Origin of the sequence: Caulobacter sp. 1776, assembly GCF_040545685.1 — a bacterium.
GTDB lineage: Bacteria > Pseudomonadota > Alphaproteobacteria > Caulobacterales > Caulobacteraceae > Caulobacter.
Genome location: NZ_JBEPMI010000004.1, coordinates 321,456 through 342,946 on the forward strand (window position 1 = coordinate 321,456; position 21,491 = coordinate 342,946).

General features: G+C 67.0%; 39 protein-coding genes and 1 tRNA gene. 28 read left to right on the forward strand and 12 right to left on the reverse strand.

Translation table 11 applies throughout. The features are described from left to right. Positions 1-12: 12 nt before the first annotated feature. Together ABIC66_RS12825 and ABIC66_RS12830 are read right to left on the reverse strand one after the other, a co-directional pair. Positions 13-381 carry a hypothetical protein gene (locus ABIC66_RS12825; protein ID WP_354070669.1) on the reverse strand — a complete coding sequence of 123 codons (369 nt, stop codon included), beginning with the start codon at positions 379-381 and terminating at the stop codon, positions 13-15. Positions 382-430: 49 nt separating this feature from the next. Then, entirely contained in the window at positions 431-1,237 is an 807-nt protein-coding gene (locus tag ABIC66_RS12830; RefSeq protein ID WP_354070670.1) for a DNA adenine methylase, read from the reverse strand. Positions 1,238-1,383: 146 nt separating this feature from the next. On the opposite strand from ABIC66_RS12830, the gene ABIC66_RS12835 reads away from it, so the two are divergent. After that, positions 1,384-1,587: a hypothetical protein gene (locus tag ABIC66_RS12835; protein ID WP_354070671.1), complete on the forward strand. Its 204-nt coding sequence runs from the start codon at positions 1,384-1,386 to the stop codon at positions 1,585-1,587. Between the two features lie 213 nt (positions 1,588-1,800). On the opposite strand, the gene ABIC66_RS12840 is transcribed toward ABIC66_RS12835, so the two are convergent. The 6 genes from ABIC66_RS12840 to ABIC66_RS12865 all read right to left on the reverse strand — a co-directional run bounded on the left by ABIC66_RS12840 (position 1,801) and on the right by ABIC66_RS12865 (position 4,810). Beyond that, positions 1,801-2,451, reverse strand: coding sequence for a DUF3164 family protein (locus ABIC66_RS12840; RefSeq protein ID WP_354070672.1), 651 nt, complete (start codon positions 2,449-2,451; stop codon positions 1,801-1,803). After that, positions 2,438-2,587 carry a hypothetical protein gene (locus tag ABIC66_RS12845; RefSeq protein WP_354070673.1) on the reverse strand — a complete coding sequence of 50 codons (150 nt, stop codon included), beginning with the start codon at positions 2,585-2,587 and terminating at the stop codon, positions 2,438-2,440. The genes ABIC66_RS12840 and ABIC66_RS12845 overlap by 14 nt, the downstream gene beginning before the upstream one ends. 71 nt (positions 2,588-2,658) lie before the next feature. Beyond that, a complete protein-coding gene (locus ABIC66_RS12850) occupies positions 2,659-3,519 on the reverse strand; it encodes a tyrosine-type recombinase/integrase (protein ID WP_354070674.1) in 861 nt (286 codons plus the stop codon). 411 nt (positions 3,520-3,930) lie between these two features. Continuing rightward, the gene (locus ABIC66_RS12855) at positions 3,931-4,134 is read right to left on the reverse strand and encodes a hypothetical protein (RefSeq protein WP_354070675.1); all 204 of its coding nucleotides are present in this window, start codon (positions 4,132-4,134) and stop codon (positions 3,931-3,933) included. A 12-nt stretch (positions 4,135-4,146) separates the two neighbouring features. Next, on the reverse strand, positions 4,147-4,359 hold the full coding sequence (locus ABIC66_RS12860; RefSeq protein WP_354070676.1) for a hypothetical protein: 213 nt from the start codon (positions 4,357-4,359) through the stop codon (positions 4,147-4,149). Between the two features lie 34 nt (positions 4,360-4,393). After that, a complete protein-coding gene (locus ABIC66_RS12865; RefSeq protein WP_354070677.1) occupies positions 4,394-4,810 on the reverse strand; it encodes a hypothetical protein in 417 nt (138 codons plus the stop codon). Positions 4,811-5,194: 384 nt separating this feature from the next. Here ABIC66_RS12865 and ABIC66_RS12870 point away from each other — a divergent pair, with 384 nt between their 5' ends. After that, complete coding sequence (locus tag ABIC66_RS12870) at positions 5,195-5,515, forward strand: PadR family transcriptional regulator (RefSeq protein ID WP_354070678.1); 321 nt, start codon at positions 5,195-5,197, stop codon at positions 5,513-5,515. 2 nt (positions 5,516-5,517) lie between these two features. Continuing rightward, positions 5,518-6,036 carry a permease prefix domain 2-containing transporter gene (locus tag ABIC66_RS12875; RefSeq protein WP_354070679.1) on the forward strand — a complete coding sequence of 173 codons (519 nt, stop codon included), beginning with the start codon at positions 5,518-5,520 and terminating at the stop codon, positions 6,034-6,036. A 407-nt stretch (positions 6,037-6,443) separates the two neighbouring features. Here ABIC66_RS12875 and ABIC66_RS12880 read toward each other — a convergent pair whose 3' ends face one another. Together ABIC66_RS12880 and ABIC66_RS12885 are read right to left on the reverse strand one after the other, a co-directional pair. Continuing rightward, entirely contained in the window at positions 6,444-7,160 is a 717-nt protein-coding gene (locus ABIC66_RS12880) for a helix-turn-helix domain-containing protein (RefSeq protein WP_354070680.1), read from the reverse strand. After that, a complete protein-coding gene (locus tag ABIC66_RS12885) occupies positions 7,157-7,594 on the reverse strand; it encodes a hypothetical protein (protein WP_354070681.1) in 438 nt (145 codons plus the stop codon). Before ABIC66_RS12885 ends, ABIC66_RS12880 begins: the two co-directional genes overlap by 4 nt. A 578-nt stretch (positions 7,595-8,172) precedes the next feature. On the opposite strand from ABIC66_RS12885, the gene ABIC66_RS12890 reads away from it, so the two are divergent. Next, positions 8,173-8,418: a hypothetical protein gene (locus ABIC66_RS12890; protein WP_354070682.1), complete on the forward strand. Its 246-nt coding sequence runs from the start codon at positions 8,173-8,175 to the stop codon at positions 8,416-8,418. A gap of 34 nt (positions 8,419-8,452) precedes the next feature. On the opposite strand, the gene ABIC66_RS12895 is transcribed toward ABIC66_RS12890, so the two are convergent. Then, the gene (locus ABIC66_RS12895) at positions 8,453-8,767 is read right to left on the reverse strand and encodes a hypothetical protein (protein WP_354070683.1); all 315 of its coding nucleotides are present in this window, start codon (positions 8,765-8,767) and stop codon (positions 8,453-8,455) included. 233 nt (positions 8,768-9,000) lie between these two features. Between ABIC66_RS12895 and ABIC66_RS12900 the strand changes: the two genes are divergently transcribed. From ABIC66_RS12900 to ABIC66_RS13015, 24 genes are all read left to right on the forward strand, one after another. After that, on the forward strand, positions 9,001-9,237 hold the full coding sequence (locus ABIC66_RS12900) for a hypothetical protein (protein ID WP_354070684.1): 237 nt from the start codon (positions 9,001-9,003) through the stop codon (positions 9,235-9,237). Between the two features lie 249 nt (positions 9,238-9,486). Further along, complete coding sequence (locus ABIC66_RS12905) at positions 9,487-10,086, forward strand: hypothetical protein (protein WP_354070685.1); 600 nt, start codon at positions 9,487-9,489, stop codon at positions 10,084-10,086. A gap of 221 nt (positions 10,087-10,307) precedes the next feature. Beyond that, positions 10,308-10,640, forward strand: a complete 333-nt coding sequence (locus ABIC66_RS12910) for a hypothetical protein (RefSeq protein WP_354070686.1) — start codon at positions 10,308-10,310, stop codon at positions 10,638-10,640. Further along, positions 10,637-10,963, forward strand: coding sequence for a hypothetical protein (locus ABIC66_RS12915; protein WP_354070687.1), 327 nt, complete (start codon positions 10,637-10,639; stop codon positions 10,961-10,963). The genes ABIC66_RS12910 and ABIC66_RS12915 overlap by 4 nt, the downstream gene beginning before the upstream one ends. Then, positions 10,960-11,229, forward strand: coding sequence for a nucleoid-associated protein GapR (gene gapR / locus ABIC66_RS12920; RefSeq protein ID WP_354070688.1), 270 nt, complete (start codon positions 10,960-10,962; stop codon positions 11,227-11,229). Before ABIC66_RS12915 ends, gapR begins: the two co-directional genes overlap by 4 nt. After that, a complete protein-coding gene (locus ABIC66_RS12925; protein ID WP_354070689.1) occupies positions 11,229-11,486 on the forward strand; it encodes a hypothetical protein in 258 nt (85 codons plus the stop codon). Before gapR ends, ABIC66_RS12925 begins: the two co-directional genes overlap by 1 nt. Next, entirely contained in the window at positions 11,486-11,905 is a 420-nt protein-coding gene (locus ABIC66_RS12930) for a hypothetical protein (protein ID WP_354070690.1), read from the forward strand. The genes ABIC66_RS12925 and ABIC66_RS12930 overlap by 1 nt, the downstream gene beginning before the upstream one ends. Next, a complete protein-coding gene (locus ABIC66_RS12935; protein ID WP_354070691.1) occupies positions 11,902-12,222 on the forward strand; it encodes a hypothetical protein in 321 nt (106 codons plus the stop codon). The genes ABIC66_RS12930 and ABIC66_RS12935 overlap by 4 nt, the downstream gene beginning before the upstream one ends. Positions 12,223-12,334: 112 nt before the next feature. Next, complete coding sequence (locus tag ABIC66_RS12940) at positions 12,335-12,847, forward strand: hypothetical protein (protein WP_354070692.1); 513 nt, start codon at positions 12,335-12,337, stop codon at positions 12,845-12,847. Continuing rightward, positions 12,844-12,981 (forward strand): hypothetical protein, encoded by a 138-nt coding sequence (locus ABIC66_RS12945; protein ID WP_354070693.1) that lies wholly within the window; start codon positions 12,844-12,846, stop codon positions 12,979-12,981. Before ABIC66_RS12940 ends, ABIC66_RS12945 begins: the two co-directional genes overlap by 4 nt. Continuing rightward, a complete protein-coding gene (locus ABIC66_RS12950) occupies positions 12,978-13,103 on the forward strand; it encodes a hypothetical protein (protein WP_354070694.1) in 126 nt (41 codons plus the stop codon). The genes ABIC66_RS12945 and ABIC66_RS12950 overlap by 4 nt, the downstream gene beginning before the upstream one ends. Then, positions 13,100-13,354, forward strand: a complete 255-nt coding sequence (locus ABIC66_RS12955) for a hypothetical protein (RefSeq protein ID WP_354070695.1) — start codon at positions 13,100-13,102, stop codon at positions 13,352-13,354. Before ABIC66_RS12950 ends, ABIC66_RS12955 begins: the two co-directional genes overlap by 4 nt. Before the next feature lie 94 nt (positions 13,355-13,448). After that, a complete protein-coding gene (locus ABIC66_RS12960; protein WP_354070696.1) occupies positions 13,449-13,886 on the forward strand; it encodes a helix-turn-helix domain-containing protein in 438 nt (145 codons plus the stop codon). A gap of 23 nt (positions 13,887-13,909) precedes the next feature. Further along, on the forward strand, positions 13,910-14,122 hold the full coding sequence (locus tag ABIC66_RS12965) for a hypothetical protein (RefSeq protein ID WP_354070697.1): 213 nt from the start codon (positions 13,910-13,912) through the stop codon (positions 14,120-14,122). Between the two features lie 91 nt (positions 14,123-14,213). Then, entirely contained in the window at positions 14,214-15,428 is a 1,215-nt protein-coding gene (locus ABIC66_RS12970) for a helicase HerA domain-containing protein (RefSeq protein ID WP_354070698.1), read from the forward strand. Then, positions 15,428-16,882, forward strand: coding sequence for a hypothetical protein (locus ABIC66_RS12975; RefSeq protein ID WP_354070699.1), 1,455 nt, complete (start codon positions 15,428-15,430; stop codon positions 16,880-16,882). The genes ABIC66_RS12970 and ABIC66_RS12975 overlap by 1 nt, the downstream gene beginning before the upstream one ends. After that, positions 16,879-17,700, forward strand: a complete 822-nt coding sequence (locus ABIC66_RS12980; RefSeq protein ID WP_354070700.1) for a hypothetical protein — start codon at positions 16,879-16,881, stop codon at positions 17,698-17,700. Before ABIC66_RS12975 ends, ABIC66_RS12980 begins: the two co-directional genes overlap by 4 nt. Next, positions 17,700-17,969 (forward strand): hypothetical protein, encoded by a 270-nt coding sequence (locus ABIC66_RS12985; protein WP_354070701.1) that lies wholly within the window; start codon positions 17,700-17,702, stop codon positions 17,967-17,969. The genes ABIC66_RS12980 and ABIC66_RS12985 overlap by 1 nt, the downstream gene beginning before the upstream one ends. After that, positions 17,962-18,441: a hypothetical protein gene (locus ABIC66_RS12990; RefSeq protein ID WP_354070702.1), complete on the forward strand. Its 480-nt coding sequence runs from the start codon at positions 17,962-17,964 to the stop codon at positions 18,439-18,441. The genes ABIC66_RS12985 and ABIC66_RS12990 overlap by 8 nt, the downstream gene beginning before the upstream one ends. Continuing rightward, complete coding sequence (locus ABIC66_RS12995) at positions 18,438-18,617, forward strand: hypothetical protein (RefSeq protein WP_354070703.1); 180 nt, start codon at positions 18,438-18,440, stop codon at positions 18,615-18,617. The genes ABIC66_RS12990 and ABIC66_RS12995 overlap by 4 nt, the downstream gene beginning before the upstream one ends. After that, entirely contained in the window at positions 18,607-18,861 is a 255-nt protein-coding gene (locus ABIC66_RS13000) for a hypothetical protein (RefSeq protein ID WP_354070704.1), read from the forward strand. Before ABIC66_RS12995 ends, ABIC66_RS13000 begins: the two co-directional genes overlap by 11 nt. Beyond that, positions 18,861-19,220: a hypothetical protein gene (locus ABIC66_RS13005; RefSeq protein ID WP_354070705.1), complete on the forward strand. Its 360-nt coding sequence runs from the start codon at positions 18,861-18,863 to the stop codon at positions 19,218-19,220. The genes ABIC66_RS13000 and ABIC66_RS13005 overlap by 1 nt, the downstream gene beginning before the upstream one ends. Before the next feature lie 131 nt (positions 19,221-19,351). Continuing rightward, the gene (locus ABIC66_RS13010; RefSeq protein ID WP_354070706.1) at positions 19,352-19,543 is read left to right on the forward strand and encodes a hypothetical protein; all 192 of its coding nucleotides are present in this window, start codon (positions 19,352-19,354) and stop codon (positions 19,541-19,543) included. A 194-nt stretch (positions 19,544-19,737) separates the two neighbouring features. Beyond that, on the forward strand, positions 19,738-21,258 hold the full coding sequence (locus tag ABIC66_RS13015) for a tyrosine-type recombinase/integrase (RefSeq protein ID WP_354070707.1): 1,521 nt from the start codon (positions 19,738-19,740) through the stop codon (positions 21,256-21,258). 108 nt (positions 21,259-21,366) lie between these two features. On the opposite strand, the gene ABIC66_RS13020 is transcribed toward ABIC66_RS13015, so the two are convergent. Further along, positions 21,367-21,441 (reverse strand) — tRNA-Lys (locus ABIC66_RS13020). Positions 21,442-21,491 lie beyond the last annotated feature (50 nt).

Genomic DNA, 21,491 nt, shown 5'->3' on the forward strand with positions numbered 1-21,491 from the left:
CAATGGCCAGATCTAGTGCGGCATCCGGTTAACCGCTGCCGTGAGCACGGTGTTGATTAAGACCACAAGACCGACGCTCGCGATTGAGACGACGATAAACCAGGCAGTCTCGATCGCCCTCGAAGCCCTTGGATCGATGTCGCCCTCTACCAGAAGTGTGAACGACCTCTTCTCCATCCACGCGAACACGGGGAAGGTGAGAGCACCCAGACCGAGCCAGTAGAGCCAAGTCATGACGGCCGAATGTTCCGAGCCGACCTTCAGCACAGCCACGATCGCGACCCGCTTCATGAACTCGAAGAACGTCGGAATGACCTTGCCGACGAAGTAGTCAATGGCCTCGATCTCGTGAACTCGCTGGCCGATCTTAATGCGCCGCATGATTGCCCCCTCGCCCGCGTAGTAAAACGCGGATTCGAGTGGTCCGTCTTCACCTAGAGCGCCCGGTGATGATCAACTCCTTGGCGTTAGTCGGGCCGCCACTGACCGAATAGGTGACGTCGGCTTGGTCGAAGTTGAAGGCCGAGAATATCTCCCGCACCTCGGGACGGTCGTTGATGGATAGGACGAACCGGCCCTGCAGGCGGCCCAAGACCTGTGCCATCTCCTCGAACTCCGACCGCGCGAACATCCCGGCACCATAGTCGTCCTCGCAGCCGTAGTACGGCGGATCGAGGTAGAAGAGAGTGTGGGCCGTGTCGTAGCGCTCGACGAACGCCCGCCAAGGCAAGCGCTCGACCGTGACGGCCGCCATGCGTTCGTGGAGGGCCTCGAGCTCGCCCTGCAGTCGGGTGACATCGATGCGACCAGGTCGGTGGCGGCTGACACCGAAATTGCGGCCGTCGACCTTGCCGCCGAAAGCCGTGCGCTGGAGGTAAAGGAACCGGGCTGCACGCTGCAGGTCGGTCAGCGTATCCGGGTCGACGGCAACCAGGCGCTCGAACTCGGCCCGGGTGGTGATCTGGAACCGGAGCATGTCCAGGAAGGCCACGAAGTGGACCTGCAGGATCCGGTAGAAGTTGGAGACGTCACGGCTCCAGTCGTTGATGACCTCGGCCTGGGGCTTCAATCCCCGACGAAGGAAGATCCCGCCCATGCCGACGAAAGGCTCAGCGTAGGTCAGGTGGGGGAACGTCTCGATCAAGGCCACCAGGCGCTTGGCCAGGTTGCGCTTGCCTCCGATGTAGGGCGCGACGGGGCGGACCGGGTGGACCGGTCGCAAGGGGCTCGACTCCATGAAAGACTCAACTTCGGATAGCTCCGCCGGTCGGACCGGTGGCGGGGCGATAAGGGGTGTGCACCCCCTGACGTGCGGGGTGCGAGTCCCGCGGCTCAGGGCGTTACAGCGCCCTGGCCCCCGTCAGCCTAGCTACGGGGGAAATCATGGTCACCACGGCGAAATGCCCGCATTGCGAGAAGACGGCGATCAGTCTGATCGTGAAGACCAACAAGGCTCATAGTTTCTCGGACCTCAACGTGGCTCCCGTCACCTTCGAGTGTCCGAGCTGCCACGCCATCCTCGGCGTCATCGCCGATCCCAGGCAAACGGCCCTGATCACAAAAGACGCGCTATCGAAGAGGAGTTGAGATGCCCCGGTTTGCCGGTTTCGCTCAGAAGAACGGTCAGCCTGTCCGCCTAAACCCGCTTCAGGTCGTAGGCATGGAGCCGGTTGCGGGCCTTGAGGATGGGGTGGACCAAACGATCGTCGTCCTGACCAACAAACAGGTCACGGTCCTGGGACACGTCGACGAGGTCCAAGAGAAACTCGAGGACGCCTGGAATTACGAGCCGCCGAAGGATTAGGCCGTCGCCAGATCCAAGGGGACCTGTTCCCAGCGCCCCTTCGGTTCCGAGCGCTTATGGAAGCGGATGTACTCCGCCGTGCCGTCAGGCTGCTCGGCGTCGACGATGGCCTGCATCGCCCGGACCCAGCGTGGATCCTCGACGTTGTACTTCCGGAGGCGCAGCAGGGCGCCACGATTGATCTGGCCGGCCTTGTCGACCGCGAATGCGTCCATGACCATGGCCTGAAGGATCGGGTCGCTGTCGGCGACCTTCTCGGTCAGATACTCGTCGAGCAGAGCCTTAGCCTGCTGCAGTTCGGGCCCGTAGACGACGCGGTCCTGGACCTGGACGAGGACGCGGAACAGGCCGTCGAAACTGTTCAGGGTCAGGTTGCCCTTCACCCCGCCGGCGGCCGCGCCGTACTTGCTGGCCAGCAGCTCGTTGAAGGCTCCGACATCGCCGAAGGCCATGGCCTTGAAGTCGGCGATCGCCTTCGATAGGGCCTCGGCCTTCTCGTGAAGATCGCGCACCAGCTGGTCGCGGAGCAGATCCTGCTCCTTGATGGTCTCGATCCGGATCAACGCGCCGCGGTGATCCTTCATGTAGACGTGGCCGCCCGGGCCAACCTCGGCGCCCGGGCGAACCGATCCCTCACCCTCGGACATTCGGCGCTCTCCAGGTCGTCGACGCCTTCACGGCGCCATCGGCGGCCCGTAGCCGCTTGGCCATGCCGCGCAGGCGGACCGCAAGCTCGTTGCGGATCTCGTGAAACCGGGCTGGCTCGAGCCGGTGGATGGCCATCTTGTTCGCCAGGTCGGCCAGGGCGTCGGCTTCGTCAGCTTCATCCCTCGGCGTGACAGAGCGACCCGGGCTCATCCCTTGATGAACGAGGAAGACCCCTCGCCTTCGTCGAGATGGAGGTAGCCGGTCGTGGTGGCCAAGGATGCGTGGCCCATGCTCTCGCGGAGCACGTGCGGCGCGCAGCCGTTCTTCAAGGCATGGCTGGCATGGGCATGGCGAAGCCAGTGCGGCGACACCTTGGCGCCCAGCGCGGCGCGGCGCGCGGCGCGCTTCACGGCCCGGTGCACAGCCGCGCGATCGATCGGACCGCCGTCACGTCCAGGTATGACCGGCGCGTCCGGATGCGCCGATGTCGTCAGTGCGGCCAGTTCTCGCCATAGGTCCGCCGGCACACGAACGGCCCGCAGCTTGGATCCTTTGCCGAGGATGCGCGCCTCGCCACCCTTGCGTTCGCTGCCAGTCAAATCGCGCCAGCGCAGCGCGGCCGCCTCCGACGCTCGGAGACCGCAAACGTATAGGAGCCTCAGCAGCGCACGTAGACGCGGCGTGTTCTCCACGCGGATGAGAAGGGCGACCTGTTCCTCGCGCAGGATCCGCGCGGCCGCCGTGGATTGGGGCTTCTCCGTCCGGAGCGCCGCGCCGGCGTTGAGCACCAGGTAGCCGAGCTTCGTGGCGAAGCTCAGCAGGGACTTCACGGCCGCCAGGCGGCGGACCCGCGTCGCCCGGGCCAGGTCCTCCGGACCGCCGCCCCAGGTCTGCAGATCGAGCAGCGTGACCTCGCTCAGGGATTTGCCGCACGCCGCGAGGAAACGGCGTACATCAGCCTCGTAGGCGGCGACGGTGTTCGGTTGCCGTCCGTGCAGCCACATGCGGATGACCATGTCATCCTGGTTGACGGCGACGCTAAGCACCTGAGCGGGAACAGTTTCCATTCCGCCTCCCAGGTCTTTTCGAGCGCCACATAACAGCAATTATGTACGGCGCTGGACGGGTTATTTGACGATTTGGGCTCTTGACGGCCTAGTTATTGTTGCGCTCACCGCGCGGTTATTTGACGAAGGCCCCGACGCTGGCCGCGTGCGGATTGTGCGCTATGACCGGGCGTCCGGACGCGACGCCACGCTCAAGCCAGGGGCGCGCGTCCCGGGCGGGTCACCTCGGTCAGCCGGCGATGCAGATCCGGCGGAACGTCCTGCCCGTGCTTTCGCACCGCAGACGTTCGAACTCGTCTCCGCCCCTGACATAGCGATCCAACAGCTCGGCGCAGCCGACCAGCTCGCAGATCGCGCATGGCGCATCGGCAGCGGACCGCTCGGGAAGGCCATCAGCGGCCGGGCCATCGCTCACCAGGTCAACCCGGGAAAGCCGCCCAGGCGATGTGCGCGCCGAACGTCGGCCATGCGCTCGAGGGTGAGCCCGCCGGCCTCGGTCGGGAACTCGTAGGTGATCTCGCGAACCAGCGGATGTCGCGGCCTGGTCTTCCAGATCGTCACGGCCACGGCGCCCGGCTCCGTGGCCAGGTCCTCACCGATCGACGCGAGCAGCACGAGCTCGAGCGCCTAGCTCAGGCGACCGGCGACCAACGGCGTGGCCACAGGCGCCGGCCTGGGCGACGGCGCAACGCCGGCGGGAATGGGCGTGGAATGCTCGACCGCGCGTTCGCGCAGCTTCTGCAGCACCTTGGGCGTCATGGCGATGTCCGGAAACAGAAACGCCCCGGCCGGACGGCGCGGGGCGACTTGGGCGGAGCGCGCTCTGGCGCAGCTCGGCATCTGTTCAATTTGGAACCACATTCTGGTCCAGAGATCAAGTCCACCAGCCTTCGGTCTTGCCCCAATGGTCATCGAGAAGGTCGAGCGCGATGCGCAGCGAGGTCTCGAGCTCCTCCGCCTCGCGACGCACGTTGGTGATGTCCTGGGGCGTGTCGGTCCGCCCGCAGATCAAGTCGCAGGCCAGTACCAAGCCGGCGTGGAAGCCCAGCGCCGACCTGGCGGCGGTGAGCAGCTGGCGGGCCTCCATGATCTCGGCCGAGTAGTCGGCGACGAGACCGGCGCCGCCGGTTCCGCGCACGCGATCAAGATCTCCGAGAGCGGACGGGATCGCCACGCCGTCCGCGATCGCCGCCACGCGGTAGAGGCGGCCATAGGCCTCGCCCCTCGCCCGTTGCTTACCGTTGATCTTGCCGCGCGCGGCCAGGCACTCCAGGCCGGTCTTGCGGCGCATGTAGGACTTGGAAGCAACGGCGCTGATCCGGGGCGTAGCCGCCGCGCGCCCGATAGGCGCCTGCGCCTGGCGCGCTCCCCTCTTCCGGCGTTTCCGCTCGGCCACCGAAACCATGACGCAACCCCGACACTGGTCCACAACCTAGACCACACCAGCACGTCGGACAAGAACGCCGCGTGAACATGTCGCAGCGGGCGGCCCCCTAGTTTCCGACGGCCGGGAGGGTAACTGTCTTGCTGCGCGGTGCAGAGCCGGACCGCGCATATCCCCACGACCACTGCAGGCCGCCGCGTCCTTCGCGGCGGCCTTTTTCACGACGCCGACGCGGCGCCCTTGAACGTCAGGCTATTTCTTCTACATTGTAGAGTGGAAGGACATTTCGTCATGCGCGATACGCTTGGCCATTTCGAGTACCAGGTGCTGGCCACACTGCAGCTTCAGCCGCGCGACGCCTACGGCGTCACTATTCGAGCGCGGATCAAGGAGCGGACCGGGAGAGAACCCTCGGTTGGCGCCCTCTACACCACGCTCGAACGCCTCGAAGAAAAAGGGTTCATCCGGTCGCAGGTGGGAGAGTCCACACCGGAGCGCGGCGGAAGGGCGAAGAAGTACTTCGCCATCACGGGCGCCGGCGTCTCGGCCGTTCGGCGAACAGAAGCCCAGTACTCGGCCTTCAGCCAGTCTCTCGCGCCTCAAGGAACGTGATCATGGACGATAGATCCCTGACCCGCCTTTATTGGAAATGGATGAAAGAACGCCGCTCGAGCAGCTCCGAGCCGTTCATCCTCGAGTCGCGTCCACTTACCCTCGAGGACCTGAAGCAGATGGAAGACAACGGCGAATCCCGGTTCGCCGACCCGATCGTCAAGGCCGCTCCGAACTTCCTCACTCGGTTGGCTGTCACGGCCAAGTCCATGACGATCACTGTCCAGGTCACCGACGATCTAACGGGAATCGAATTTCTTTTGGCAGCCATGCGGAACTCACCGCCGAAAGCGCCAAGAGTCGGCTGGTGGATCCTTGCGCTCACGTGCCCGAAGGATAGCCTCGATTACGTCGTCGGCGACCTCGAGGAGGATTTTCCGAGGTACGCGGCGGAGCGCGGCCTGGCCGCCGCCCACTGGTGGTTCTGGATTCAGATCCTCAAGTCCCTGGCTCACTTCGTGATCCGCGCGGTTTCCCGGCTCGGCGGCGTCTTCGACTTCGTGAAGAAGCTCATCTCCTAGGACCGCAGGAAAAGGATTTGATCGGGCCGCCGTGACGAACGGCGGCCCTTTTTACTGCCTTTCCAGCGCCCGCCGCGCTGCCGACCTCGCGCCTACGCCCGAACCCAAGCTCTTCCCCGAAGAGCCTCTGCGGCCGCTCCGCCGCCGCCACGGCGTCCGGATCTGGCTCATCTGCCTGTCAGGAGAGGTTCGCCGGGCCGCCGCGGCGCGATGCGGTCGCGCTGTAGGCGCCCCGCGTCGCGCAAGGGGGCGCGGCCGCGGCGGTGGCGTGGTGCGCCGGCGGTGCTTGGCTCGGGGTCTGGGTTCTCGGGCGGGCCTGGATAACTGGTCGACCGGCAGGTCGACGCCTTTCCTCTTCCTTCTGTAGAGACGTCAGTCAGGGATTCACGTCCCTGAGGGAAATCACGTTAGGAGGGACCTGACCGGTCGGGGCCCGAGCTCTTCGCCGTGACCGTCTTGGCCAGGATCCTCTGGACCGAGGGAGGGTCGCCGCCCCGGGCCCGCCAGGTCGCCTCGATGTCAGCCTTCCTGCAGCGCTCGGCGAAGTCGGCCCGGGCCTGGCGCTCGGCCTCGGCCGCCTCGTCTTCCTTGGGCGCGCGCTTGCGCCGCCAGAGGTCGATCAGCGCCGCGGCCGCCGTCGGCAGCTCGAGGTGATAGAAGTTACTGGTCTGCTTGACCTGGGGCCCGCGCAGCCCCTGCTCGCCCGTCTCGACGTAGCGACGATCCCAGCGGATGAAGCCCGCCGCCTTAAGGCGCCGCAGCCCCTCGACGACGGACCTGATCGAGCAGCCAACCAGGTCGGCGATGCTGGCCAGGGTCGGGTAGACCTGGCCGCGGGCCCGCGCGGCGATCGTGAGCAGCTCGGAGAGGATCTCGCGGTCGATCCGCGAGAAGAGGCCCTTGCCGCCCCAGCGCTGCCCGCGCTGTCGCTGATCGCGGGCGATCTTATCGAAGGCGTCCAGCCGCAGGCGCCGCTGGGTCCAGGTCACGGGTGTGCCCTTCTCCTCGCCGGCGATGCGGCTGCGCCGGCGCACGGCGGATCCGGTGCGGCGGTGGAGCGGCTCGCGCTTCTTGGGCTTGCCGGAGAAGGGTGTGAGATCGATCTCGACGACGGCGTCCGTCATGACCGCCCCCGCTCGTTCGCGGCGCGGGTCTCGCGGACCTGGGCCTCGACGCTCTGGAGCAGCTGCTCGATCCGCTGGCGCTCGCTTTCGCTGATGCGCCCGTCGGCCGCCGCCTCGCGGACGTAGGCCATGAGCGCGACGGCGGACTCGGTCGTTTCCATCGTCTCGATCAGGAGGTCGGCCGCCTCGGCGGCAGCCGGCCGGTTCTCCTGCAGGGCCCGGGAATAGATCGGGTCGCCGCAGAACTCTTCGAGGTCGGCGATGACATCGGCCGGCATGAACGAGCCGGCTTTCGGATCCTGGTACTCGTAGAGCTGGCTACGGCTCACCCTGCAGGCCTTGGCCTTCAGGATATCGTCCACGCCGTCGCAGGCCCTTACCAGCTGTTTGGCCAGGGCGGCGTGGCGGGCGTTGGACATGGCGCACGCGCGCATGACCGGACTCTCCGCTTAAGAGTCCGCCTGCGATTCGCCCGCCCTGCGCGCATGTTCCCACCCTGACTCGCGCGGCGGGTCTGGCGTAGGGCGCAAATGGCTACGGCCGCTGTCTCAGCGAAGAGACGCGGGGGCCTATGCGACCGACAAAAGACCTATCGCGCGCCACTTCAGGAGAGGCGCGTGAACGGAAGGACCGTTGGCGGAACATGGATGGGTGCAGCGACCAGGCGGCTCAGCGAGGCCGAGCCGGTGCGCCTGGTCGCGGATGTGGGATCAGTGAGGCGAAGCCTCGGCGGGCCTGACGCGCTCGCGGTCCAGGGCCAGCCGGCGAAGAAGGCGTCGCCGGAGGCGCGCATGCCGGTCGGACGGGCGGCGCGGGGTCGGGCCGCGGCAAGCGGCACGAATCGGGAACAGCTCAGTTCGCGGAAGATCGGACAGCGCGGCGACGAGGTTTCGGAACCGGCGGCGCCGGGTCACGAGACCCCCATCGCGGATGCAAATCCGCCGGCCCGCTTGCGCGGACCGACGGACTGCTCGACCGTGGCGATCGCGACACCAACCACGGAGAGACACAAGTGGGAGAGAGCAAAACTCCGGAAGACACCCTGGCCTACCGGATGGGCGAGATCGGCGCGATCAAGGAGCTGCTCGCCACTCTGCTCAAGCACCACCCAATGGGACATCAGGTCCTGGATGAGGTGCAGCAGCGAATCGATACGGCCCTGGCCGGCGGGGCCTTCGCGCCTGTGGGACGTCGGTTCGAGGACGGCCTTCAGGACACCCTCAGCTTCACCCGGAAGCGCATTGAGGGAGACCAGTAACGACCTGGCCACCGGCCATTGTCGGGCGCGAGAGCTATCCACCGTAGCGCCTCCGCCCACGAGGCCGCAGCTGGGCGGTCATCTGATCTGCGGTGAGACCGCCAATCGTTTCGCGCAGGTCTTGGCCGCCGAGCTGGGCCTCGAAGCGGGCCCGGGCGATCCCGTCTTGGATCTCGCGAGCCCGGGCTTGCTTCAGCTCGGCCGCCATTTCGCCGCTCGCGAGCTCGCGCAGGATCTCTTCGCGGATGATCCACCGGAGCTTGGATTCATAGGCGGCGCGGTCGAAGGCGATGGCCGCGGCGACGACCTGTCGGATCTGGCGCAGCTGCTCGGGGGAGAACCCGCTCATCGGGCCCTCCGAAGAGAGAGTTGCGCCTGGTCCGCGGGCGTCAATCGGACCAGGCGCGATCCGGCGCGGATGCTCGGTTCGCGCCGGAAACGGTTGGGCGAGCATCGCCCAATCCTCAGTTGTGCCGACTTGCCCCTCGCGCGAGGAATGTGCTTCGCTGAAACGTTGGTCTCAGTTTTGAAGGGCGTTCTGCGTTGGGTGCTGAGAGTAGGGAACCGGTCTACGAGGACGAGTTGTCCCCCGCCGACCTGGAGTTGTTGTCGTACGGGTCCATCGTCCAGGATCTCATTAGGGCGATGGAGCGGCTCTCGCCAGGCGCCCTCGATCGAGGCCTGCACGCAGCGCGGATCCGGCTGCAGCTGCTTGAGGCCGGTCAGGCTCAGCCGACGTTCAGCGGCGAGGATCGGATGCTGCGCCACAAGGTCAGCATCATGGAACAGGCTCTGGGCCGCCTGCCCCCCGAAGGCTGAGTCCACCCGGCCGGCGCACGGCGACGCGCCGGCCGGGTGGCTCCGCGCGCCAGCTTCCACACTGGCGGCAGAGGCGGAAAACTTCTGGGCGCTATCCACGGATGCGGCCCATGTTTTTGCGCGACGTCATGAGGCACCCGCTGCAGAGGCCCTGGCGGGGTCAGCAGAGGCGAAGCGACGTGCGAAGCTCTTGAGCAGGCTTGCGTCAGCGTCGTCAACGAGGCTGAGCGCACGAACGCGACCGCTCGAATGTTCCTCGATTTTGAGCGCAAGCTGGAGTGGGGCAAGGCGCGCTCCGCCCTCGATCATGCTGATGGAGGCCTTCGAACGGAGTCCGAGCGCACAGGCCAATTGGGCCTGCGTCAGCCGCGATTCCTTCCTGTATTCGGCGAGGTCCATTCCGCGAGAGTTCACATGATGTGGACTCGGAATCAAGCCGCCTCGACCACATCAGTGGGAACGACGACGATTAAGCCCAGGCCACATAATGTGGTCATGAGCGAAAAGCCCGAACCGGATTGGTATCTGCAGGACTGGGTGCGGCTACGCGGCAAAAAGCAGGCCCACCTAACGTCCGAGCTCGGCTGGCTGAAAAACGCCGCCTATCGGATATGGCACGGCAAGCAGCCTTATCGGCGAGACATCCTCAACCAGGTTGCAGCCTGGCTGGAAGTCCAGCCGTACGAGCTACTGATGCCCCCACCAGAGGCAATGGCGATCAGGCGCCTGAGAGAGAGCGCGGCAGCGATCGTCAGTGGCACCACCGTGATCAGCGGCGATCCCGAGCGCTTTCTACCCACCAGCCCCACGCCCCGCCCTCGAGCCATGACCGGCACGAGAAAAGCGTAAAAGTTCACACCAGAGATCTCCGCACGAATCAACGCCGCGACCGCCTGGGCCACACAGTCCACGCCATGTGAACTTTATCGCTTGACGTGAAAGATCACATGATGTGAACCTCTGGGTCGTTCCACCCGGGGTTGGCTTCGTTCGCCCACGCAAGGGCTTTCGCCCTCCCCTCCGATAGCCCGGCCGGCCCCGGGTGGACACCAACCCTTCCGGAGGTGTCCGTGCTCGAGGCTGTCAAACATTTTCCCGTCCCCTGGACGCCCGGCGACAGCGAGACGCGAGTCCCGGTGAAGGCCGCGAACGGCCGGACCCTTGCCTACGCCCAACTCGCGCCCGGCGACGGCGACGTGGCGCTGCTCATCGCGGCCTCGCCCAGGATGGCACGGATGCTGGCGATGGCGGCGCTTGAGGTCGCGTTCCGGATCAATGCGCCCGCGCCGCGCTGGGCGATGCAATTGGCCGGCCTGCCGTCGAGCGCCGCGACCCTGCTCGACGACTGCGCGGCTCTGATGACCCCCCTGGTTCATGACGATTGCCACGAGGCCGCCGCGTGACCGGCCCCGGCGCCACCGGCAGCGCCAAGCCGGACGCCATCCAGACCGTCCTGAAGGACTCGCTGGAGAGCCTGCAAGCCCAGGTCCGCGTCTACGACGTGACGATCGAGGAGGCCGCGACGCGGATGGCCAGTGCGTTCGAACGCCGCAAGCGGGCGCGCGAGGTCATCACCCAGGTCGAGGCGGAGATCCGGAGGCGCGAGCAGCTGCGCGCCGCCTTCGTCCTCCACCATGACGGCATCAAAATCGCCGACATCCAGGCCGATAGCTTCGGCTTCGTTGGCCCGAGGGTTGGCCCGCTCGTCGTGGATCGGCTGTCGTGACCGAGGAAGCCATCCCCCACGCCGACGTCCTGAACAGCACTGCCCAGGGCCAGCTGAAATCGATCATCGATCGCGTCGAGCGGCTCGAGGTCGAGAAGGCCGAGATCACGGAGCAGATGAAGGAGGTCTACGCCGAGGCCAAGGGCAACGGCTTCGACGTCAAGATCCTCAAGAAGGTGGTCCGGATCCGCAAGCAGGACCGCGCAAAGCGCCAGGAAGAGGACGCGATCTTCGATCTCTACCTGTCTGCCATCGGAGAGATCTGATGGCGGTCGCGAACACCAACGTCCCCTCCACCGTCGCATGGACCCAGCGCGAGGGCATGGCCGGCACGCGCCGCCAGATCGAGGACATCGTCCAGATCCTCGAGGCCCAGCACGCAATCGTCGCGCGCATCGAACAGATGGCCGTCGCGAACGGCTGGAACCTGGACGTCGTGCGCAAAGTGATCGCCTTGCGGCGGGACGACGACGATCAGGGTTTCGACGCCCTGACCCTATACGCCCTTCAGGGAGGCCTCTGATGCTGGTCGGCGGCCACAACGTCACCACGGCGCCTGAGACCAAGGCCGACCTCGACGCGGCGGTCGCCGGCCTCCTGGACCGGTTCATCGCCCATGCCGAGACCGATCCGCGAATGCAAGGCGTCCAGGATCAAGCGATCGCCAATGCCCTGGCCTGGATCGTCGGTTTCGCCTCGGCCGACGCGATCCTCCGGATCAGCGCGCTCCGCGGCGGAATGACGTCGGACATCGTCGTCGGCGTCGCTCAGATGGTCGGCCACAAGGCCGGCATGTCCGTCCAGCGCCTGCCGGCCGAGCACATCCCGGTCGCCGCCGGCGAGATCATGGCGGCGGTCCACGTCGGGGCGATGAAGAACCACTGCGATTGCGTCGGCTGCCAGGCGGCGCGCGGCGGTCAGCCGAGAAAGGCGCGAACATGAGCGCGCCCCTCGCGGCCATCTCGATCGACGCGGGCGTCGACGTGCCCTCGCCTGCCCTGCAGCGTCAGCGCCGGTTTGCACCGGCTTTGGACGCGGGGATGTGGTCCGTGCCCCTCGAGGTGCTGCTGGCCCTGCCGGCGTCGTCGATCATCCAGCAGCTGGTGATCAAGCGCGTGCAAGGCGGCACGCCGGTACAGCCCACGGGGCAGCTGCTGCGCCGGCACGGCCGCTTCTTCGCCACCGTCGACTTCGACGGTCCCGGCGCGAAGTCGCTGTTCTTCGCCCTGGACGTCTGGGACCGGAGGCCTTCGCGATGAACGCCCGGGCCCGCGCTTCCCTCGTCTACCGCGGCGCTCGCGCCGTGGCCTCCCTGATCGCCGTGGCGCTCATGTGCTGGCTGGCGATCGTCATAGCAGCGGTGCAACAGCCATGACCCCTCGCGGCAAGCCGACCGCGCGCCTTCGCCACGCCCTTCGCGGCGACGTCGTCATCCTCTCTGTCACGCCCATGGACGGCCGCTACAAGGAAGACTTTCGGGTCGATCCGTCCGAGCTGCGCCGCTTCTGCTGGGCGGTCCTCAACGATCTTTGTCCCGAGGAAGCGGCCCAGGCCGCCGCCGAGGAAGGCGTGGACCTCGATCTGGCGACCCAGGAGATCCCCGTCTCGGGCCGACCGCGTCGCCAGCGCTCGCGCAAGCATGCTCCGGAGCCGGGCTCCAAGATGCACCGCGTGCTCGAGCTGCTGCACGACGGCCACCACACGGTGAAGGCCATCCAGGCCCGGGCGCCGCAGATCCAGAACCTCGGCGCCCTTCTCTGGGAGCTCCGCCAGAACGGGTGGGTCATGCGCGTGGACGGCGGCCCGGCCGGCATCGAAGGGCTCTACGGCCTGACCCCCGCCGGCGCGGCGCTGTTCCCCCAGACCCGCGAGGCGGCGGCATGATCGTCCAGTTCCAGCCTATCCTCCGCCGTCGGAGTGGGCGTCTAGGCTTGCGCCTGCTGCTGGCGATCGCCGCCGGCGTCGCCCTGTTTTTCGCCGTCGGCGTCGTCGGCTTCTACCTGCGGGGGCACGGATGAGCGCGCCTCGCGAAATCAAGCTCGGCGGCGTCGCCCTGGGCGGCCTCTGCTGCTTCTCGATCGGCTTCACCTTCGGGGTGCTCGGCTATCTCGGGTTCGGCCTGTTCGGGTGGCTGCCATGAAGTCGGAAGACATCGCCGGCTTGGTCGTCCTGCACCTGCAGAAGGGCCTGATCCTGCAGTCGACGCGCGGGCTCAGCTCGACCGTCACCTTCCAGCAGGGCTCGGCCGATCCAACTGCCGTCGTCACCGAGCTGCTGCGCCTGGCCGCCATCGGCGTCCTGGCCAGCGAGTACGCCCTGACTTCGCCGGCCGCGACGGCCGAGCACGTCGTCGACGAGGCCAAGCGCCGCTGGGACCCGGGCGTCCCGTGACCGACCGCAGGCGGTCGAACCGCGCCCTCTACTTGCTTCTCGCCACGGCTGCCGCCTTCAGCGCGGTCGCCCACTTCCACTGGAGGTCAAGCCTATGTCGATCCAATCCGAGACGCCCCCCGCCGGCCGTCGCATTCATCCTGTTGACGCCCACGTCGGAGCGCGTATCCGCGTTCTGCGCAAGCTCAAGGGCGTCTCGCAGGAACAACTCGCCGACGCCCTCAGTCTGACCTTCCAACAGGTCCAGAAGTACGAGAACGGCACCAATCGCATTAGCGCCTCGAAGATGTGGCAGGTCGCCACCTTCCTGAAAGTGACCCCGAACTACTTCTTCGAGGACCTGGCCGCCCTGCAGGACCTTCGCGACGCGCAGCAGGGCCCGAACCCGCTCGTTCAGCTCACCCACGTCCACGGCGGCCTCGAGATCGCCCGAGCCTATGTCAGCGCTACCCCGCGCCAGAGGGTCGCTGTCCTGAACATCTTGCTCGCGATCGCTGACTCGAACGCGATCGAAGTCGCGGCGGCCGCGTGATGGACCATGCCCACGAAACCCCCATGGCCCGAGAGGACCTGACCCAGGCTGCCGGTGTCTCCGTCGTCACGGACGAGGTCGGCAGTGTCTGGATCCGCCTGCACGACAAAACCGGCGCGGTGTACTCTTATGCTTGTGTGCCGCCGACCAAGGCGCAGGACCTGGCCGACGTCGTCGCCAATTGCGTCACAGCCAGCGCCGTCATCTTCGGCCAGAGCCTCCCGACCATCCAATAGCTAGCGCCCGGGCCCAATGCCCGGCGCTTCCCGTAACCCGGGCGGCCGACCACCTCACAGCCGGCCGCTCCATCGCCCGATGGAGCACTTCATGACCGTTGCAGCCCTCAGCGAGCCCAGATCCCCCGTCACCAGCAAGCTGGAGATCGGCTCGTACAACGGCGCGACCACCTTAGTGGACCTCGACAAGCTGCTGGCCGGCCGCCTGCTGATCCAAGGCTCTTCTGGGGCCGGCAAGAGCCACACGCTGCGCCGCCTAGTTGAGGAAGCCTTCGAGTTCGTCACGACGATGATCGTTGATCCGGAAGGCGAATTCGGGAACCTGGCCGCACATATCGGCGCCACCACGCTGCGGGCCTCCGAATTAGCCGCCGACGGCCTGACCGCGGCGGCATCCCGGGCTCGGCAGCATCGCCTCCCGCTGCACCTCGACCTCACAGACCTCGCCCCGGACGAGCGGATCGTGAAGGCGGCCGCCTTCTTCGCGGGCTTACTCGGCTGCCCGCGCGCTTACTGGAGCAACACGGTTCTCGTCGCGATCGACGAGGCCCACCTGTTGGCGCCGCACCTGGCCGCTTCGGCGCGCGACGCCGAGACCCGCCGCCTGGGTGTGGCCACTCTGACCGACCTCTGTTCGCGCGGCCGCAAGCGCGGCATAGCATCGGTCATCGCCACCCAGCGCCTGGCCAAGCTCTCGGGCTCGGTAACCTCCGAGCTTCACAACGCCCTGGTCGGTCTGACCGTGTTCGATCGAGATCTCGTTCGTGCAGCCGACCTCCTCGGCTTCTCAGGGGATCGCGCGACCGAGTTGCGACGCCTGGCACCGGGCGAGTTCTATGGCATTGGGCCAGCGCTGAGCGTCATGCCGCGCCTGACAAAGATCGGTCCGACGGTCACGGCCCACCTCGGCGCCACGCCCGAACTGGTCGGGCCGGCCGACGCGACTCAGGATGAGTCGCGTTCGCTCTTGGACCTGGACGCGCTGCGCGAGACAGGCGCGAGCGCCAGGCCCGCCCTGGCGGGTCAACGCGGCGGCCGCATGCTCGACAGCTTCCTGATGGATCCCGCCGCCGGCGCGGCCATGAAGATCGTGGAGAGCCTGCGGAAGATCGCACCCAACGCCACGACTGCCTCCAACCTGGTCGAGCATCTTCGCCTCGAGCAGGACGCAGTCGATCGCGCCCTTGATCTCCTGGGAGCCGTCGGCGCGGTCGACACTATGCCGCGCGGCGACGCCCGCATTGCTCGTCTCTCGGCGAAGCTGCGCCTGCGCGCCGCCGAGGCGCCCGTCGTGGGCCTGGCCTGATGTCGATGATTACCTTCGACCTGGACGCCGACGTCGTCGAACTAGCCGCCTTCGTGCCTGAGGCGCCCGGCGCGCCTCTCCGCGAAATCGCGTTCCGCCCTGACGCGTGGCTGCCCGAAGAGATCGCCCTGGTGCGCCGCCTCTTCGCCGAGGACGTGTCGATCGACGACATAGCGGTCGCCATTGGTCGCGGCCGCGCCGGCGTCTCCACCAAGCTTCACGACCTTGGGCTACGCCGCAACTCGACCAGGCCGTGGAACGACCTCGATGACGGCGAGCTGGTGCGCCGTTACGGCATTGAGCCGGCGGCGGCAATCGCCCTAGATCTCGGTCGGGCTTGCAGCGCCATCTACGCGCGCGCGCAGTTGCTGGGCCTTAGCGAGCCCAGTGCCCCGGTGTGGACAGCGTGGGAAGACGCTCAGGTCCGCGCCGGCTACGCCGCCGGCGTCCCCGTCGCTCAGGTCGCGCAGTTAATCGGCCGGACACTTCGCGCCGTGAACACCTATGCCTCGCGCGAAGGCATCCGGCACGCCAATCACCCTGCCGGTTGGTCGGCCGAGGAAGTCTCCCGCGCGCTCGACCTTGCCCACGAAGGTCACCGCTACCTCGCCATCATCGAGACGCTGGTCGCAGAGGGCTTCCCTCGGCGGACGAAGATTGGATTCGGCCTGACGATCCGCAAGGTCGGTTACGGCCGCGGCTGGGGCCGGCCGTGGACCTCGGAAGAGGACGACCTTTTGCACGCCGCCTACCGAGACGGGGCGAGCCTTGTTCCGCTCAGGCAGCGGCTTGGTCGCTCCCAGCACTCCATCAGGTGGCGCGCCGAATATCTCGAGCTCCAGGGCACCCACGTCAAGAAGGCGGGCTGGCGCACCGAACCGGTGTGGTCCGAACAGGACGAGCAGTTCCTGCGCGACCACTACGGCAAGATGCCGAGCCCCGACTTGGCCAAGGAACTGAGGCGGACGCTCGCGGCGATGCAGAGCCGAGCCAACCAGCTGAAGCTGCGCCACGGCTACATTCGCGACTTCACGGCCGAAGAGGACCTTGCGATCCATGTTGCCTGGGCACGCGGCCTCAGCCTGACGGACTTAGCCCTGGCCATGGGACGGGATGTCGCCGTTGTCCATAAGCGGGCCAAGCGCACGGGACTGTCCTTCAGTGACCCTGATCGCCCGGCAAAGCCGCGCCGCCTCCGCCGCGCCGGCAAGACCGTCCTGACGCTTCAGGACATCATCGCCCTCGCTGGCGCCGAGCCGTTGCCTCCGGGCAAGCCCTTCGTTCCCGGCCGTCGCGGAAAGCGCCTGGCGGCGTTGCCGACGGCGGAAGTCCTGCTCGAAGCGCCAGCTCCAGCACCGCGTCGCAAGCCCACCCGAATCCGCTTGCGCGCGACGCCGCCCATCCCGCCGACACGACGCCGGCTCCGCCTCTTCACCAAAGGTAGCTCCCGATGAACGACAACGCCGGTCGGCACGACTATGACCAGCTGGTCCGCTTCCGCCAGATCCAGCCAGGTGAACCCTACTTCCTGATCCGCGGCCAGGATGCGGTCGCCGGCGACGCTGTTCGCGCCTGGGCATCACTCGCGAGGACCGCCGGCGCGCCGTCGGCGATCGTCGAACAGGCCCTGCAGCAGGCCGATCGCCTCGATGCCTGGCCCACCAAAAAAACGCCCGACGCCGACCACTTGACGGACGCCGAGCAGAAGCAGCTGGCCTACGCACTCAGCCGACGCGCCTGGCACGCGCGAGAGGACAGCGCTGACGTCAAGGTCATGTTGGCCGAAGAACGCGCCATCAGCGCGGCCCTCGGTCGCCTACGCCCTCTTCTGAACGATCTACTCGAGAACGGCGCCTGGAACGACGAAGGCGACTTCGTCTATCGCCGCCGGCGGCGAACGGACGGATCCGTCATCGAGGACTTCGATCCTATCACCGGCCTGCATCGGTTCGTGGCCACGCTTGGCCGCGACCTGCCCCCTAGCCCCAGGGAGGCGATCGAAGCCTTCCTCGCTAGCCCGGCCGTTGAGCAGATCCTGTCGCTGATGAACTTCCACACCGGCCCAATTGCGTTCATGCATCGCGACGCCGGAGCGGAGATCCCGCCGAAGGTTGAGGCCGAACAGGCCTTCACGATGCGATGGCTGCTGCGCCTAGCGCTCGAGCACGGCGACAATTGGCGCGAGGTGGCGGCCGACCAGGTCAACGCGATGCGCATCGAGCTGCATGGCAAGGCCGCCGCGTCATCTGACGCAGCTGCCGCGGCCGTCTGATGCCCTGCATCCCGTTCAACGATGGGCGCGGGCGCGGGTTCATCTGCACGTCGGCGCCGCGCGTTCAGCGCTGCCCTTGCGGGTCTGGCCTGCTGGCGCGCCTGCTTTGCGACTGGATCGTCACCCCGGCCGAGAACGCCACCTGCGACCGCAAGATCTGCACGACCTGCAGCACGAGCCCGGCGAACGGCAAGGACCTTTGCCCGGATCACACCGCCGCCTGGGCCCGGCATCCCAGCAACCCCGCCAATAGGAGCCAGCGTGTCTAAGTTCGCTGAGAACACCACGGTCTCGACGTCGGCCTCCCGCGACGAAATCGAGCGCACGCTCCGCCGCTACAAGGCGGACGCGTTCATGTACGCCCAGGACAAGGACCTGCTCACGATCATGTTCCGGATCGAGGGCCGCATGATCAGGTTCGAACTCACCATGCCCGACCGCGAGGCCGACGACTTCGCGACCTACATGCGCGGATCGGTGCGCTATCAGCGCGAGCCTGCCGCGGCCGAAAAGCTCTGGGAACAGGCCTGCCGCCAGAAGTGGCGAGCCCTGGCCCTGGTCATCAAGGCCAAGCTCGAAGCTGTCTCCGCCGAGATCTCGACGATCGAGGACGAGTTCCTGGCCCACACGGTGCTTCCAGACGGCTCGACCGTTGGCGACTGGGCGAAGCCTCAGCTCAAGATTGCCTACGAGAGCGGCGCGATGCCGACGTCGCTGCTGCTGCAGGGGCCGAGCAAATGATCCCCGAGCTCAAGCGCCGCTACACCTGTCCCGTCTGCCGCGCCACTTCGAAGTCGCGAAAGCGCTTCAAGAACCACCTGTACTTCCAGCACGGTCTCAACAGCGCCGGCGTCGCCGGCTATCGGAATCCCGCGCCTCCTCGCGTCTTCAGGGCGGAGGTCATCGATGCCGGCTGAGAAGTCGCACGCCGAGATCCTCAAGGCGATGGCCCACGAGCTCGATGGCTCGGCGGGCGCCGCTGAGGAGCGCGCCAAGATGCACGACCGCAACGCTGCGACGCAGCCGACGGACGCGCGGCGTCAGGAACATGTCCTCGCCGCCGGCCGGGCTCGCGATGCGGCGACGTTCTACCGACGCCGCCAGCAGGCCCTACTCGACGGTGCGCGCCTCCTCGAGGCTTCCGAACGGAGCGCCGCCTGATGCGCTGGACGGCCGACCAGGATGACCGATTGCGCCAGCTGGCGGCGGCTGGCTTGTCGACCCGTGACTCAGCCGAGCGCATGGGGGTCACGCGAGGCGCCGCGAGTTGCCGGGCCCGCCGGCTTGGCCTGAGATTCGATCCGGCCGCCTCTAGACCGCTGATGAAGTTCCTCCGGGAAAAGGGCGTCCTTCAGCGCGAGCAGATCGGCGGCTCGATTGGCGTCCGCTGGACGCCAGTGACACGCACCGGAGGGCACTTTCCACCCGCGCTCTGCGAGCTGCTTCTCGCTGACGGCCAATTGTCGCCGATAGCCGGCCGCGACGACATCTTCGGGCCGCGCGAAGGGATATCGGCATGACGTCCCAGCCAAAACGCGCCCAATGCGGCCCGTCGGCCTGCAATCGCGTGCTCGAAGCCGACGGCGATTGCGCTGTCTGCGGCCCCGGACCATGCGTCTTCCCCTCGGAAGACGGTCCGTGGTGGAACCCCATGGACACCGCGCCGCGCGACGGGAAGAGCGTCTCCCTGATCGACGCGGATGGCCAGCGCGTCGAGCGCGCATGGTGGACGCTCTGCGACGCGCCCGAGCGCGGCGTCCTCGGCGTTTTCGCATGGGCCAATACGCCAAAGGGCTACAGGCCGATCGGCTGGAGGCCATGGACAAGGCCTGGCGATGGCTGAGCCTTTCACCGCCGACCAGGTCGCCGCCCTGCCCGCCCGGATCTTCACCTCCGAAGTCTGTCGTTTGGCGCGCTATGGCAAGACCAAGCTGTGGCGCGAACGCCAGGCCGGCCGGATGCCCGACCCTATTGATCGCGGGGGAGAAGGGATCTTCGACCGCGACGCCGTATTCAAAGCCCTCGGGATGATCAAGGATGGCGCCCAACAAGAACAACCCGACGACTCGTGGGACGTCGACCCTGATGCCATCCGTGACGCTCGATCTCGGTCGATACGTGACCCTGCGGCCGCGCGCCGACGGGACGTTCCGCGTGTTCTTCCAAGTGCCGGCTCGCCTGCGCCCCCAAGGCTGGTTGTCTCTAATCCCGCTGCCCGTGACCGGGACGCGCACTGGTAACCTGCAGGACCTCGACGAGGTCGCGCGGATACAGGCGGACGCCGCCGCCCTTTTCGCCAAGCTCAAAGGCGATCGCCGCGGCGTTCAGGTCGAGACGCGCCGAGACATGCCGGCGCTGGTGAGGTCCTGGCAACAGACCCAGCGCTTCAAGCGAACCAAGCCCGCGACGCAGAAGGGGTACGTCTATCATGCGGGGCTGATCCTGGCCTGGTCGGAGAGCCGCAAGCATCCGCTCGTCTCGACCATGAAGCTCGACAAGATCGAGGCTTACCTGGCGCTTTACGATAACCGGCCAACCACTCGCCGGCATGTGAAGATCGTGCTGGGCATGCTCCTGGACCACGCCCTGGCCCTGGACTGGATCATCAAGAACCCGGTCGACACGATCAAGATGGCCGCGCCGAAGTCGCGCGTGCGGATCTGGGAGGAAGGCGACCTCGAGTTCTACATGTTCGCCGCCGCCGTCTGCGGTCAGCCGGGCATGGCGGCGCTCATGCTCACCGAGTGGGAGGTCGGCCAGCGCCTAAGCGACGGGCTTCTCTTCCGAGGCACCTGGTCATGGAAGCCCGGCACCAAGGCGGCCGAGTACGATTTTCGCGGACGCGCCTTCAGGTTTTGGCAGGCCAAGACCGGAAGCTACGTCACCATCCCCGTCAGCGAGCGCCTCGGCGACATGCTCGAGGAGACGTGGGATCCGGAGAGCTTCTATCTATTCCGTGACGCCGCCACCGGCCGGCCCTTCAATGGCCAGCGCGCATCCCATGAATTCGAGCGGATCCGCAGCCTGGCCAAGGCGGCCGCGCCCGCGTTCGCCCGTCACCTGGTCCTGCGCGCCCTACGTCATAGCTGCGTCGTCCAGCTGGCACGGAGCGGAGCGACGGTTCCCGAGATCGCCTCCATCACGGGCCACAGCGTCGCCTCGATCGAGCACATCCTCTCTGTCTATCTGCCCCGAGACAATCAGGTCGCGTGGAACGCGCAAGCCAAGCGCGGCCTGATCCCGGCTTCCCCGGATGGGTCGCGGTCCCGATCGCGACGTGGTGGCGGCGCTGCGCCGGCGGAGCAGGTGGCCGCCGAACTGTCCCAGGAGGCTCACGTCTGGTGGGCGCGGAAGAGAGCGCTGGATCTCGTCGACGCGAACGACGGCGCCCAGGCGGTCGCATCGCTCATGTCCGACCTCGGCAAACATCCATCCACAGCCAAAGTGGTCGACAACGCCTTCATGTTGTCGGGCATGCAGGTCGCGGGATCGGCCGACGCGCGGAAGATCGCCGCCTGGATTCGGCAGGCCTGCAAGCAAGCCTGGGCCGCCCGGTGAACAGACCGCGATCAAAAAGTCTAACGGGTGGGTCTACCGAAGGTCTAACGGGCGCGGTTTGTTCTCCGCGCTGAACCACCTAACCATTTGAAAGGTCTGGTGTTCGATTGGTAGGCCGGGTGGGGTTCGAACCCACGACCATTCGATTAAAAGTCGAATGCTCTACCACTGAGCTACCGGCCCGCTCACGATCCGGCGGGGACCGGTGGAAGCGGCGCGGACCATAGTCGGGG

Coding starts and splice junctions, on each gene's coding strand:
- ABIC66_RS12825 (WP_354070669.1), bottom strand. CDS start 381: ATGCGGCGCATTAAGATCGGCCAGCGAGTTCACGAGATCGAGGCCATT.
- ABIC66_RS12830 (WP_354070670.1), bottom strand. CDS start 1,237: ATGGAGTCGAGCCCCTTGCGACCGGTCCACCCGGTCCGCCCCGTCGCG.
- ABIC66_RS12835 (WP_354070671.1), top strand. CDS start 1,384: ATGGTCACCACGGCGAAATGCCCGCATTGCGAGAAGACGGCGATCAGT.
- ABIC66_RS12840 (WP_354070672.1), bottom strand. CDS start 2,451: ATGTCCGAGGGTGAGGGATCGGTTCGCCCGGGCGCCGAGGTTGGCCCG.
- ABIC66_RS12845 (WP_354070673.1), bottom strand. CDS start 2,587: ATGGCCATCCACCGGCTCGAGCCAGCCCGGTTTCACGAGATCCGCAAC.
- ABIC66_RS12850 (WP_354070674.1), bottom strand. CDS start 3,519: ATGGAAACTGTTCCCGCTCAGGTGCTTAGCGTCGCCGTCAACCAGGAT.
- ABIC66_RS12860 (WP_354070676.1), bottom strand. CDS start 4,359: ATGCCGAGCTGCGCCAGAGCGCGCTCCGCCCAAGTCGCCCCGCGCCGT.
- ABIC66_RS12865 (WP_354070677.1), bottom strand. CDS start 4,810: ATGCGCCGCAAGACCGGCCTGGAGTGCCTGGCCGCGCGCGGCAAGATC.
- ABIC66_RS12870 (WP_354070678.1), top strand. CDS start 5,195: ATGCGCGATACGCTTGGCCATTTCGAGTACCAGGTGCTGGCCACACTG.
- ABIC66_RS12875 (WP_354070679.1), top strand. CDS start 5,518: ATGGACGATAGATCCCTGACCCGCCTTTATTGGAAATGGATGAAAGAA.
- ABIC66_RS12880 (WP_354070680.1), bottom strand. CDS start 7,160: ATGACGGACGCCGTCGTCGAGATCGATCTCACACCCTTCTCCGGCAAG.
- ABIC66_RS12885 (WP_354070681.1), bottom strand. CDS start 7,594: ATGCGCGCGTGCGCCATGTCCAACGCCCGCCACGCCGCCCTGGCCAAA.
- ABIC66_RS12895 (WP_354070683.1), bottom strand. CDS start 8,767: ATGAGCGGGTTCTCCCCCGAGCAGCTGCGCCAGATCCGACAGGTCGTC.
- ABIC66_RS12905 (WP_354070685.1), top strand. CDS start 9,487: ATGTTCCTCGATTTTGAGCGCAAGCTGGAGTGGGGCAAGGCGCGCTCC.
- ABIC66_RS12925 (WP_354070689.1), top strand. CDS start 11,229: ATGGCGGTCGCGAACACCAACGTCCCCTCCACCGTCGCATGGACCCAG.
- ABIC66_RS12930 (WP_354070690.1), top strand. CDS start 11,486: ATGCTGGTCGGCGGCCACAACGTCACCACGGCGCCTGAGACCAAGGCC.
- ABIC66_RS12935 (WP_354070691.1), top strand. CDS start 11,902: ATGAGCGCGCCCCTCGCGGCCATCTCGATCGACGCGGGCGTCGACGTG.
- ABIC66_RS12940 (WP_354070692.1), top strand. CDS start 12,335: ATGACCCCTCGCGGCAAGCCGACCGCGCGCCTTCGCCACGCCCTTCGC.
- ABIC66_RS12945 (WP_354070693.1), top strand. CDS start 12,844: ATGATCGTCCAGTTCCAGCCTATCCTCCGCCGTCGGAGTGGGCGTCTA.
- ABIC66_RS12950 (WP_354070694.1), top strand. CDS start 12,978: ATGAGCGCGCCTCGCGAAATCAAGCTCGGCGGCGTCGCCCTGGGCGGC.
- ABIC66_RS12955 (WP_354070695.1), top strand. CDS start 13,100: ATGAAGTCGGAAGACATCGCCGGCTTGGTCGTCCTGCACCTGCAGAAG.
- ABIC66_RS12960 (WP_354070696.1), top strand. CDS start 13,449: ATGTCGATCCAATCCGAGACGCCCCCCGCCGGCCGTCGCATTCATCCT.
- ABIC66_RS12965 (WP_354070697.1), top strand. CDS start 13,910: ATGGCCCGAGAGGACCTGACCCAGGCTGCCGGTGTCTCCGTCGTCACG.
- ABIC66_RS12970 (WP_354070698.1), top strand. CDS start 14,214: ATGACCGTTGCAGCCCTCAGCGAGCCCAGATCCCCCGTCACCAGCAAG.
- ABIC66_RS12975 (WP_354070699.1), top strand. CDS start 15,428: ATGTCGATGATTACCTTCGACCTGGACGCCGACGTCGTCGAACTAGCC.
- ABIC66_RS12980 (WP_354070700.1), top strand. CDS start 16,879: ATGAACGACAACGCCGGTCGGCACGACTATGACCAGCTGGTCCGCTTC.
- ABIC66_RS12985 (WP_354070701.1), top strand. CDS start 17,700: ATGCCCTGCATCCCGTTCAACGATGGGCGCGGGCGCGGGTTCATCTGC.
- ABIC66_RS12995 (WP_354070703.1), top strand. CDS start 18,438: ATGATCCCCGAGCTCAAGCGCCGCTACACCTGTCCCGTCTGCCGCGCC.
- ABIC66_RS13000 (WP_354070704.1), top strand. CDS start 18,607: ATGCCGGCTGAGAAGTCGCACGCCGAGATCCTCAAGGCGATGGCCCAC.
- ABIC66_RS13005 (WP_354070705.1), top strand. CDS start 18,861: ATGCGCTGGACGGCCGACCAGGATGACCGATTGCGCCAGCTGGCGGCG.
- ABIC66_RS13010 (WP_354070706.1), top strand. CDS start 19,352: ATGGACACCGCGCCGCGCGACGGGAAGAGCGTCTCCCTGATCGACGCG.
- ABIC66_RS13015 (WP_354070707.1), top strand. CDS start 19,738: ATGGCGCCCAACAAGAACAACCCGACGACTCGTGGGACGTCGACCCTG.